8 protein-coding genes and 1 pseudogene are annotated in these 11,492 nt (G+C 59.3%); 3 read left to right on the top strand and 6 right to left on the bottom strand.

Annotated features, from left to right (window positions below):
- Window positions 1–67 precede the first annotated feature (67 nt).
- Entirely contained in the window at window positions 68–1,162 is a 1,095-nt protein-coding gene (locus ACRESD_RS02040; RefSeq protein ID WP_431749406.1) for a PLP-dependent cysteine synthase family protein, read from the bottom strand.
- A 216-nt stretch (window positions 1,163–1,378) separates the two neighbouring features.
- Between ACRESD_RS02040 and nhaA the strand changes: the two genes are divergently transcribed.
- From nhaA to ACRESD_RS02025, 3 genes and pseudogenes are all read left to right on the top strand, one after another.
- Window positions 1,379–2,554, top strand: a complete 1,176-nt coding sequence (gene nhaA, locus ACRESD_RS02035; RefSeq protein WP_431749405.1) for a Na+/H+ antiporter NhaA — start codon at window positions 1,379–1,381, stop codon at window positions 2,552–2,554.
- Window positions 2,555–2,762: 208 nt separating this feature from the next.
- Window positions 2,763–3,527, top strand: a pseudogene (locus ACRESD_RS02030) (MCP four helix bundle domain-containing protein); the annotation flags it as partial.
- Window positions 3,522–4,385, top strand: coding sequence for a methyl-accepting chemotaxis protein (locus ACRESD_RS02025; RefSeq protein WP_431749408.1), 864 nt, complete (start codon window positions 3,522–3,524; stop codon window positions 4,383–4,385). The pseudogene ACRESD_RS02030 and the gene ACRESD_RS02025, both read left to right, overlap by 6 nt.
- 759 nt (window positions 4,386–5,144) lie before the next feature.
- Here the strand turns inward: ACRESD_RS02025 and ACRESD_RS02020 are convergent.
- From ACRESD_RS02020 to ACRESD_RS02000, 5 genes are all read right to left on the bottom strand, one after another.
- On the bottom strand, window positions 5,145–5,609 hold the full coding sequence (locus tag ACRESD_RS02020) for a glycine zipper 2TM domain-containing protein (protein WP_060753814.1): 465 nt from the start codon (window positions 5,607–5,609) through the stop codon (window positions 5,145–5,147).
- A 253-nt stretch (window positions 5,610–5,862) separates the two neighbouring features.
- On the bottom strand, window positions 5,863–6,510 hold the full coding sequence (gene pdxH / locus ACRESD_RS02015) for a pyridoxamine 5'-phosphate oxidase (protein ID WP_431749404.1): 648 nt from the start codon (window positions 6,508–6,510) through the stop codon (window positions 5,863–5,865).
- A 27-nt stretch (window positions 6,511–6,537) separates the two neighbouring features.
- On the bottom strand, window positions 6,538–7,686 hold the full coding sequence (locus ACRESD_RS02010; protein ID WP_431749403.1) for an OmpA family protein: 1,149 nt from the start codon (window positions 7,684–7,686) through the stop codon (window positions 6,538–6,540).
- A 145-nt stretch (window positions 7,687–7,831) separates the two neighbouring features.
- On the bottom strand, window positions 7,832–8,977 hold the full coding sequence (locus tag ACRESD_RS02005; protein WP_431749407.1) for a serine hydrolase domain-containing protein: 1,146 nt from the start codon (window positions 8,975–8,977) through the stop codon (window positions 7,832–7,834).
- 82 nt (window positions 8,978–9,059) lie between these two features.
- Window positions 9,060–11,357 (bottom strand): beta-galactosidase, encoded by a 2,298-nt coding sequence (locus ACRESD_RS02000; protein ID WP_431749402.1) that lies wholly within the window; start codon window positions 11,355–11,357, stop codon window positions 9,060–9,062.
- Window positions 11,358–11,492: the final 135 nt, after the last annotated feature.

The raw sequence follows: 11,492 nt of genomic DNA, 5'->3' as shown, positions 1-11,492 counted from the left end.
GCCATATACAGTGACTGGTACCCAGCTATCGGGGGCAAGCCCCCTCCCACATTTGGCTTGTGTTGTGTCAGATGTTGGCGCGCAGGATGCTGTCCGGCAACGGTTCGCCTCGCTCCACACTGGCCGCAACAGCCGCAATCAAACCGCTCAACTCATATCCCTGGGCGTTAAGCCAAGCCTGATCGTAATAGGTAGTGGCATACCGCTCACCACCATCGCACAAGATCGCCACGATCGACCCCGACTCTCCCGCCGCTTTCATCTGCTGCGCCGCCACCAGTGCACCCACCAGATTGGTCCCGCTGGAGCCGCCAACCCGCCGCCCCAAACGCTCGGCCAGGTAATGCATGGCCGCCAACGACAACGCATCCGGCACCTTGACCATTGCATCAATCACCTTGGGCAAAAACGACGCCTCGACCCGCGGCCGACCAATTCCCTCGATCCTTGAACCACAGTCCAGGCGCAAGCTGGCATCGCCACTCTGATAGAAATCGAAGAACACCGAGCGTTCGGCATCGGCGCACAGCACGCGCGTGCAATGTTGACGGTAACGCACATAGCGGCCCAGGGTCGCGGTGGTACCGCCGGTGCCAGGGCTGGAAATCAACCAGCTCGGTTCGGGGTAATGTTCGAAGCGCATCTGTTGGAAAATCGATTCGGCGATGTTGTTGTTCGCCCGCCAGTCCGTAGCTCGCTCGGCGTAGGTGAACTGGTCCATGAAGTGACCGCCACTCTCCCGCGCCAAACGTTCGGATTCGGCGTAGATCTGCGTCGGGTCCTGTACCAGATGGCTCTTGCCGCCATAGAAGGCGATCTGGGCGATCTTTTCCTGGGACGTAGTGGCTGGCATGACTGCAATAAACGGCAGGCCGAGCAAACGGGCAAAGTAGGCTTCCGAAATCGCCGTCGAACCGCTGGAGGCCTCAATCACCGGCGCACCCGGCTTGAGCCAGCCATTACACAGCGCATACAGGAACAGCGAGCGAGCCAGCCGGTGCTTCAGGCTACCCGTGGGGTGGCTGGACTCATCCTTGAAGTACAACTCGATACCCGGCAACCCCGGTAATGGCAAAGGGATCAGGTGCGTGTCGGCGCTACGCTGGAAGTCCGCTTCAATGATACGTATGGCTTCGCGGGCCCAGGTACGGTGGTCGCTCATAAGGTGGGTCTCTAAAGGTTTCAGCCCGAATTCTAGGGGGTTTCCTACACTGCACACAGATACAGTGGCGACTCAATTAGACACACAATTGCTAGGCTTTGGCGCATTACCGATCCTGACCACTGCTTATAACAAATAAGAATATAACTTTTGTTTTAACAACTAACGGTACGGGTTAGGGTACCCACCTATTGAACTTGAATTGGAGAGCATCCCTTGCCTCTGCGTAGCACTTTCACCCGTTTCTTCCAGCTGGAAGCCGCCAGTGGTCTATTGTTGATCGCTGCTGCCGCTTTGGCGCTGATCATCAACAACTCACCGTTGTCACACCTATACAACGCCTTTCTCGAAGTACCGGTAGTGGCACAGATTGGCGCACTCAAAATCGCCAAGCCCGCCCTGCTGTGGATCAACGACGGCCTGATGGCCCTGTTCTTCCTGCTGATCGGCCTGGAAGTGAAGCGAGAGCTCCTCGACGGTCACCTGTCCAAGCCGTCGCAAGTGGTGTTGCCCGGTGCGGCAGCCATTGGCGGCATGGTGGTGCCAGCGCTGATCTATTGGGCGATCAACAAGGACTACCCCACCGCCATGTCCGGCTGGGCGATCCCCATGGCCACCGACATCGCTTTCGCACTGGGCGTGCTCGCGCTACTGGGCAAACGTGTGCCGGTGTCACTGAAGCTGTTCCTGATGACCTTGGCCATCATTGATGACCTCGGTGCAATCATCGTCATCGCGTTGTTCTACTCTGCGGACCTCTCCGGCGCCTCCCTGGCGGGTGCAGGCGCCTGCCTGATTGCCTTGATCGCGATGAACCGGCTGGGTGTGATCAAGCTTGGGCCGTACCTGATCGTCGGTCTGATCCTATGGGTATGCGTGCTCAAGAGTGGCGTGCATGCCACGCTGGCCGGCGTGACCCTGGCCTTCTGCATTCCGATGCGCACCAAGAATGCCGAGCCTTCGCCGCTGCTCACCCTGGAACATGCCCTGCATCCGTGGGTCGCCTACGGCATCCTGCCGCTGTTCGCGTTTGCCAATGCCGGGGTGTCCTTGACCGGCGTCAGCTTGGACAGCTTCACCCACCACGTCCCCATGGGTATTGCAGCAGGCTTGCTGATCGGCAAGACCGTCGGCGTGTTCGGCCTCACCTGGCTCGCCGTCAAGACCGGCCTCGCGGCCCTGCCCAGCGGCGCCAACTGGGGCCAGGTGTTCGGTGTGGCGATCCTGTGCGGTATCGGCTTTACCATGAGCCTGTTCGTCGGCTCCCTGGCGTTTGTGCCGGGCGCCAGTGAGTTTGCGGGTGAAGACCGAATGGGGATTCTGACCGGATCAATCCTGGCGGCCTGCATCGGCTATGCGGTAACAGCGATGGCCAGTCGCAAGAAAGCCTGACCGCATCTGAAACACCTGAAAACCCCAACCGGGCATCCGGTTGGGGTTTTTCTTTTTCCGCCTCCAGCCCCAGGCCGGTAATCCGTCTGTACACCCTAAAGACTTTCGGATTTTCGCCGATCAACGAGTGTGGCGATCCGATTGTTCCCGTCTGGAACACCCGCCCGACCGTGCTTCCCAACGCATTTCCAGCCCGAGCGACAATCCCATGTTCCTGAGAAATATAAGAATCGCAGCCAGGGCCTTCATCGGCTTCGCCGCTATTGCATCACTGAGTGTGTTTCTCGGCCTGTTCGCCCTCAAGCAGATCGGTGAAGTGCAGGCCCAGGCTGCCGACATACAGAACAACTGGCTACAACGCGTCAGGCTGCTGGCCCTGGCCAACGCTTCGCTCGACCGGTTTCGCCTGGGGGAAATGGCGCACATCCTGTCCTCAAGCGATGCCGACATGCAGACCTACGAAGACAAATCCGCTGGGCGCCTGAAAGCCGTCAAGGAGCAGTTGGCGCAATACGCAGCGCTGCTGAGCACCCCCGAGGAAAAATCCCGCCTCGACGTTTTCAACCAAAGCCTGGATGAGTACGCGAAAAACCACACCGAAATGCTCAAGCGCTCACGCTCGGGCGACAAAGCCGGCGCCCGCGACTTTCTCAACAGCATCCGAGAAAGCTACGAGCACATGACCAAGAACTTCGACCAACTGATCGACCTCGCCAACAAAGGTGCGGAACAAGCTGGCCTGACCTCCGTAGGCGCTTATCAGCATGCCGTGAAAGGTATCGCGCTCGTCATCCTGCTGGTGAGTGGTGGCACCGTGCTGGTGGCTTGGTTGCTGACCCGAAGCATTACCGGCCCGATCAATGAAGCGGTGCAGGTAGCCGAAACCATCGCCAAAGGCGATCTCACCCACCCCATCAACCCGACGGGCAATGACGAGGCCACGCGCCTGCTCAGGGCGCAGGAAACCATGCGTGACAACCTGGTGCAGACCCTGCGACAAATCACCGGTTCATCCAGCCAACTTGCCGCCGCCGCCGAACAACTCAATGCCGTGACCGCCGAGGGCAGCCGGGACTTGCAGCAGCAACATGGCGAAATCGAACAGGCCGCCACCGCCGTCACCGAGATGACCACCGCTATTGAGGAGGTCGCGAGAAACGCGGCTTCAACCTCCGACCTCTCCCAAGAGTCGCGCAGCATCGCCTTGAAAGGCCAGCAGCGCATGGTCGAAGCACTGAATGCCATCCAGGCCCTGACCCGTGGCGTTGAAGTCAGTTCCAAGCAGGTGGGCAGCCTGGCCGAACAGGCCAAGGACATTGGCAAGGTACTGGACGTTATCCGTACCATCGCCGAGCAAACCAACCTGCTGGCACTGAACGCGGCAATCGAAGCCGCTCGCGCGGGCGAGGCTGGCCGTGGGTTTGCAGTGGTCGCCGACGAGGTTCGCGCCCTGGCCCACCGCACGGCTCAATCGACCCAGGAAATCGAACACATGATCGGCAGTATTCAGTCCAACACGGCCAGCACTGTGCATACCATGCTCGACAGCAGCAGCATGACCCAGCAAACCCTCGCGCTGGCCGAACTGGCACAACAGGCGCTGGCAGATATCCTGACGGCCAACAATGAGATCAACGACCGAAACCTGGTCATCACCACCGCAGCCGCCGAGCAGGCTGACGTTGCCCGAGCGGTTGATCGCAATTTGCTGAACATCCAGCAATTGTCGATTCAGTCCGCAGAAGGTTCGACCCAAACCACCAGCGCTTCGCAATCCCTCGCCAGCCTGGCGCACGAGTTGAATACGCTGGTGAAGCACTTTCAGGTTTGAGCGCTCGGCCCAGAAAACCAAAAAGCCGCCTCGGTCTAAACCGAGGCGGCTCCACTTCTCAGACCTTATCGGTCATCAAAGCTGTCCCGCAGAAACTTCCATACGTGATAAGCACGCAGGCAGTTCACTACGAGGTTCCACGTACGTCGTGCAAACTTCGACATACTCGGCCCTCCGTAAGTTGGGCCTAACCTCCAGCACACTTACCGGAACATGTGAGCCTTCGGATGCTGTCACCGCGTCCTCTGAGGTGGCTGGGTTGATGGGCCTTCCGCATAAATCCGGCACGGATTACTAGCCCGTGGCGGCGGGTCCAAAACTTGGTCACTGACCCAACCGACCTGCAAAAAATAACGAGTGTGGAACGGCATCGATACTAACTGAGCATCCGATCGAACGTGTGACAAAACGCAATAGAGTACCGTTGGAAGGCCTTCAGATTTATTTCCGTTTTTTGCAGACAACCGACACAAAAAGACTCATAAACGCTGGCTGCCACTCGTCATCGAACCTTGCACGACACTTTGAGCGACGGTAGGATTTCGCTCATGTCATCGCGTCCTATGAGCATGCGAGTCCAGCTTAAAAGCTGATTCGCAATAAAAAACCGCCCTACTAAGGCGGTTTTTTATTACCTGCTTTTTCGTAATTTACGAAAAGCCTCACGATTAAACGTTTCTCTCATAAAAAATCCCGCATCAAGAAACAAAAACCCCAACCGGTCACCCGGTTGGGGTTTTGTGTTTCTACAACCGACGCTTACTGAGAAACGCGGCTTTGACCGTTAACACTCATGATGCGCACGCGTTGACCAATGCGGAAGATTTCATTCGGGTCAACGGCCTGAACGTAGGCGCGCATGCTGCCATCGTCTTCACGAACGGTAATTTCGACGCCCTGGGTGCGGGTCAGGCCTTCTTCGGCAGCGGAGCCCAGCAGGCCACCGGCAACAGCACCGATAACACCCGTTACGATACTGCCACGGCCACCGCCGATAGCACTGCCGCCAACACCACCAACCACGGCACCGGCAACGCTGCCGATTGGGGTCTTGGTGCCTTCGATTTTCACCGGACGCAGGGATTCAATGGTGCCCATGCGAACGGTCTGTACACGACGCGCGTCATCACGGGAGTACGAGTCGCCGGTCAGACTCGAGGCGCAGCCACCCAACAGCAACGACAGGGTGGTAAAGCAGGCAACTAGTAAAACGGACTTACGCATAGCATCAACTCCAAAGGACAGGGCTCCATTAAACGCTGCGGCTCGACACCTGTCACGGCAAGCCCGGCAGAAAATTGCTTTCATTCAGCCCTAGTACAGACTGCCAGTACCAGAAAACTCGACGAATGGTAGCACTTACCACGCTCCAGAGGATGTCATGGACGCGCTCATCAGTGTAGTGCGCAGCCAAAAACACCTGAAGCCTCTTGAACCGAGGCTTCAGCGTGACAGGCAACAATCAGAAAGGGGTAACTCAGGGAGCCAGGCGCTCGCGGACCCAGTCGGCTCCTTGCAGGCGATAGTTCAGGCGGTCATGCAAGCGGCTGGCGCGGCCTTGCCAGAACTCGATGCGCTCCGGCAGTAAACGGTAACCACCCCAATGCTCAGGGCAATCGGGCTGGCTGTCGCTGAAACGCTGCTCAGTGGCCTTGAGCAAGTCTTGCAGTTCTTCACGGTCGCGAATGATCTTGCTCTGCGGGGACGCCCAAGCCCCCAGGCGGCTGCCCAACGGGCGAACCTGATAATAGGCATCCGACTCTTGCGGCGTGACCTTCACCACCCGCCCTTCGATGCGCACCTGGCGCTCCAGGGTCGGCCAGAAGAAGGTCATGGCCGCGAACGGCCGCGCCGCGAGTTGTTCACCCTTGGCGCTCTGATAGTTGGTGAAGAAGGTAAAACCCTGCGCATCCAGGCCCTTGAGCAACAAGATGCGACAGTGCGGCCGACCGTCCTGGTCAACCGTGGCCAAGGTCATGGCATTGGCCTCCACCGGGGGCTGCTCGGTTTTCACCGCATCAGCAAACCACTGGTGGAACAAGGTAAACGGTTCGTCTGGGGCCTGGGCCTCACTCAAACCGTCCCGTGTGTAGTCACGGCGCATATCCGCCAGTGCCTGGGTCATGCGGCTTTATCCTTCTGGTTCACCGAATCAGTTTTTTGCCTGCTCGTTCGAAACAGGCGCTGCGGCTTTGGCTGGAGCAGCCTTTTTCGCAGCCGGCTTGGCAGCAGCTTTCTTGGCGGCGGGCTTGGCAGCGGTTTTCTTGGCCGGAGCCTTTTTCGCCGGAGCAGCTTTCTTGGTGACTGGAGCAACTGGCGCCGGAACGTCCTGCACAGCGATCATTTCAGCCTTCGGCGGGTTAGCCGAGTTGTACTTGCTCAGCAAGGCCAGCATGGTGGTGCGCTGGGTGAACATGATTTCCATACGACGGTTCAGGGCACGACCCTGGTTGCTGTCGTTGGCGGCACGTGGCATCAGGTCGCCCATACCGCGCAGCATCAGGCGGTCTTGCTTCAAGCCGCTGAGGCTGAAAATCGAAGCGATGGACTGTGCACGCTCCTTGGTCAGGGCCTGGCTTTGCGGTTCGGCACCATTGGTATCGACGTGGCCCAGTACCAGCACGGCAGTTTTCGGGTCACCTTCAACGGCCTTGGCCACACGGGTGAATGGGCCCAGGGTCACCGGCAGCAACATGGCCGGGCGTTTCGGGTTGTAGGAACCGTCCACCGGCGCAATGATTACCAACACGTTGTCGCGACGCTCAAGTTGCAGGTTGCTGTCCTTGATCGCGGTGCGCAGGCGCGGCTCGTAGTCGTCAAGCCAGGCTTGGGTGATTTTCGGGTCCGGCATCGGCACGTTGGTCACGTCGACCTTGGACAGGGGTTTTGGCTTGCTATCGAACGGCCACCACCAGTGAGCTTCCGTGTCGGTCTTGGCGACAGCAGGCGCAGTGGCTGCCGGAGTGGCAGCCTTGAGGTCGGCTTTCAGGTCGGCCTTGGCGTCGGCGGCCTTTTCGTCGGCGCTTTTGGAGGAGAACGGCCACCAGCTGGAGCCGGTGTCGGCCTTGGCTACCGGAGCCGGCGCTGGAGCAGCGGCGGCAGCTACAGGAGCGGAAGGCTTGGCGCCCGGGGCAGGCTTGGCATCCGGTTTGGCGTCGGTTTGGGTCACTGCCTCCTTGGTAGCAGCCTTGTCAGATCCAAATGACCACCAATGCCCACCTTCGGCATCATTTTGTGGAGTTTGTGCGCAGCCAGTAATAGTGAGGCACAGCGCCAGTGCCAAGGACTTGTTCGATAACATGAGATATCCACAAAATGAGAAAAAAAACCGGATGGTCTGGATGACCCGTTAAACAGACGCTTAAAGAACATTAAAGTTACATCATTTCGTTCAGCGTCTTCTTATACGTGCCTTTGTAACAAAAAATTGTGAAACAGCAAGCGATTTACAGACAACCGGCCAATATTCCGACCAACTTCTGCGCACGCGGGTCCATAAGTACGTAGGGGCCCAGTGTATTAGTCACAAAACCGAACGCTACATCATGTTCCGGGTCGGCAAAACCCACCGAACCGCCTGCCCCGGGGTGCCCAAACGCACGCGGGCCAAGGCCGAACGTAGCATTGGGCAACTGCGGCTGATCCAACATGCAACCCAGGCCGAATCGGGTTTGGGTCAATAAGGTTTTATCCGGCCCGATACTGTGTTCACGGGTCAATTGTTCGAGCATGTCGCTTTCCAGCAAACTACCGTCCAACAAACCGCTATAAAACCCCGCCAGGCTACGTGCATTACCGTGACCATTTGCCGCTGGCTGCTGCATGCGTCGCCATTCAGGCTTATTAGTGCTGGTGAGAATAGACGGTGGATTGGCAAATGCACGGGTCGTCATTGCCGCTGGTTCGCGCATCATTACTTGCAACAATCTTTGTGCGGCTTCGTCACCCATGTTGCCTTTACTGCGCGCTACATGGGCGACACGATAAAACTCTTCATCCGCCAAGCCCACATGGAAGTCCAACCCCAACGGCCGCGCAACCCGCGCCACAATGGACTCCCCCGGCCCACGCCCGTCGGCACGACGCAGTAATTCGCCCACCAGCCAGCCGTAGGTGATGGCTTCATAGCCATGCCCTTGGCCGGGCGTCCACCACGGGGCTTCGGCTGCCAGGGTGTCGACCATCAACTTCCAATCGTACAGAGCTTCGATCGGCAGCATTTCACGGATGGCCGGCAACCCGGCCTGGTGGCAGAGCAACTGGCGCAGCGTAATGGCTTCTTTGCCAGCTGCCGCAAACTCGGGCCAGTAATCGGCCACGGGAGCATCCAGCGTCAGCTTGCCTTCGGCCACCAGTTGCAAGGCCGTGACAGCGGTGAAGGTCTTGGTGCAGGAGAACAGGTTGACGATGGTGTCGCTGTGCCAGGCCTCGGCCCCGTCCTTATCGGCAGTGCCGGCCCACAGGTCGACGACGGTTTCACCACCGATCTGGATGCATAGCCCGGCGCCTCGTTCCTGCGGGTCATCAAACAACGCGGCGAAGCCTTCGCGTACTGCTTCGAACTGAAGTTCGTAATGACCCTGAATCTGCACCTGAGCGCCCTCGGAAAACACCGTAAAAAGTGGCCGACATTGTTCCAGCCATTGTGGGTTTTGTGAACCCGTCACCGATCAATCAATGGCCATTTCCAGCGTGCCCACCGGCATGCCCGGCGCCCTGCCCTGCACCTTTGCCCTCGTGCCCCGCCTTGCCGCCTTCATGTTCACGCACCGCGCCAGCCGCCTTGGCTTTCGCCGCCTCCTTGCCCAGTTGATCGACAGTCACCAGGTTGCTCTTACGCACACTCTCGACAAACCCCTGGAACGGCACATCGGTGATGCCAACAAGGCCAAAATGGCCGTTCTCGCCGTCCAGCAAGCGGCCGGTCACCGGCTGGTCCAGGTACTGGAACCAATGCACACCGACAATCGACGGCTCGGTCATGGCCTGTTTGAGGAAGTTGCTGTACGCCGCGCCGCGGTCTTCCTCCTTGGCCAGCTGCGTTACACCGCCCCAGAACGGGCCACGGTCCGCCGAGCCGAAGTTGAACTCAGTGATCAATACCGGCTTGTCCAACGCGCGCAAAGCGGCGAAGTCGTAACCGTCCTGAGGCTTGAGGGTGTACATATTGAAACTCAGCACATCGCAATACTGGGCGCAGGACGCCACGGCTTCAGGGGTGCTCACGGCATAACGGCCGCCCAGCAGCAACTGGTTGGGTGCGTGCCATTTCAGCGAGTCGGAAATGGTCTTGAAGTAGGCATCGGCGAAGGTCTTCTGGAAATATTTGAAGTCCGCTTCGATTTCCGGATGCTCAGGGGTCGGCATCGGCGGCACGAAACCTGGGTCTTCCATCAGCTCCCATCCGGACAAGTGGATGCCCCAGGCTCTCGAAAGTCCCTCTTCGTTGCGGTACTTGTCGCGCAGTTGCTTGAGGAACGCGCGCTTGGCCGGTACATCAGTGGTCATGCGCAACGTGCCGTAGGCCAGCGCGTAACGGGACTGCGGATCATCCCCCGGACCGGCCCAGGCCAGCTCGTTGTCCGCGAAGTAGCCGATCAACCATGGGTCATCACGATGATCACGGGTGGCAATGGCTACGGCGCGTTCGGTGGCCATGGCAAAACGTGGGTCGAACGGGTCGGGCATGCCGCCCCACCAGTCGGTGCCGGTACTGATGCTGGCGTAATCGCCGACGATCGACAGCGGCAAGGTGTAAGGTACACGGTCAGCGTTGGCCAGGCCCGGATCGCTCCAGTTACCTACGGTGTTGAAGCCCCAGGCTTGCAGGCGATCAAGGGTATGGCTGACCCAGCGTTCCTGGTCGAAACCTTCGGTGCCATAGGTGCGTTGCAGGTTGGCACCATAGAAATCGTACCAACGCCCGGCGCCGAAGCTGCGGCCTTCACCTGCACCGTTGCCGGTGCGGTTATCGCCGCTGCCGTAGTACTTGTCGAAGGACTCACCGGCCTTGGGTAAGGCCGCAAACATCCACTCACGACCGGCCACGTAGGTCTGGCTATTATCCGGCGCGACGGTATTGACGCCCAAGGAGTAGAACGGGTGGCCTTCCGGCGTCACCAGATACCAGCGTCCATCGCGTTTCTCCGTGCGGAAAAAGCCACTGGCGTCGAATGCAGGGCCTTTGTTCCAGCCGCCATATTGATCCAGGGACGATTTGTCACGTTCAGCCAGCCAAACCTTGAGTTGCTGTTGCTCCTTGGCGGCAGCGGCCTTGAGCTGCTCGTCGCTGCCGACCTTTTCCGGCCAGCGTGCACGAGTGGACTGGCCATAAGCATCCACCAGGTCACTGTAGACCGCCTTCAGCACCGGTTCGCTGTCCTGCACGCCAAAGCGTTCCAGCAAAATGCTTTGGGCCGCATTGGGCTTGATCATCGACAAGGTCACCGACGCCACCTGGCTGCGGTCGACTTCCCCCGCACTGGCGGCCAGCAGCACACGCTGGCCGTCAACGCTGATCGGCATCGGCGGGCCGGCCTTCATGCCCTGGCTCAGCGGCGAATTGGCTTGCAGCGGGATCAGCAGGGTCTGGGCCGGGCCGGCCGGCAGATCGATGCGGCTGACCAAGGTCTTGCCGTCCGTACTCTGCACTTTGACGTAGAGCGTCAGCGCCCAGTCCATGGCGCTCTGGATACGCAGGCTCATGGCGCTGTTCTGGGACCAGTCCCATACGCCGGACTGTGGGCTGAGCACCAGGCTCGGTTCGGCCGCCGGGTTGAAGGTGATACGGCGCAACACTTCGCCTTCGGGGGTTTGTTCGGCGTTGTATTGCGGCAGGCTGGCGTCCTGGGTCGCCACCTTGACCACATCGGCAGGCCGGACGAAGTTGAACAGCGTTTGTTGCCCGGCGGGCGCGGCCATCAAGGGCGCGGCGAACAGCAGGGCAAAAAGGGCGGGCAGCGTGCGAATCATACGAACAAGGTTCTCCCAGACGGCCGATGAATGGCCTGATGACATAGTTGAGATAGACCACGAAGTGGGCGAAATCGCCCACTGTGGCTTAAGAAATTTCGCGCCTGAACGGCGGCAAGGCATTCAGGATAGCCT

Origin of the sequence: Pseudomonas sp. (assembly GCF_050739995.1) — a bacterium.
GTDB lineage: Bacteria > Pseudomonadota > Gammaproteobacteria > Pseudomonadales > Pseudomonadaceae > Aquipseudomonas.
The sequence above is the reverse complement of the archived record's forward strand: the minus strand, read 5'-3'. Positions and strand labels throughout refer to the sequence as shown.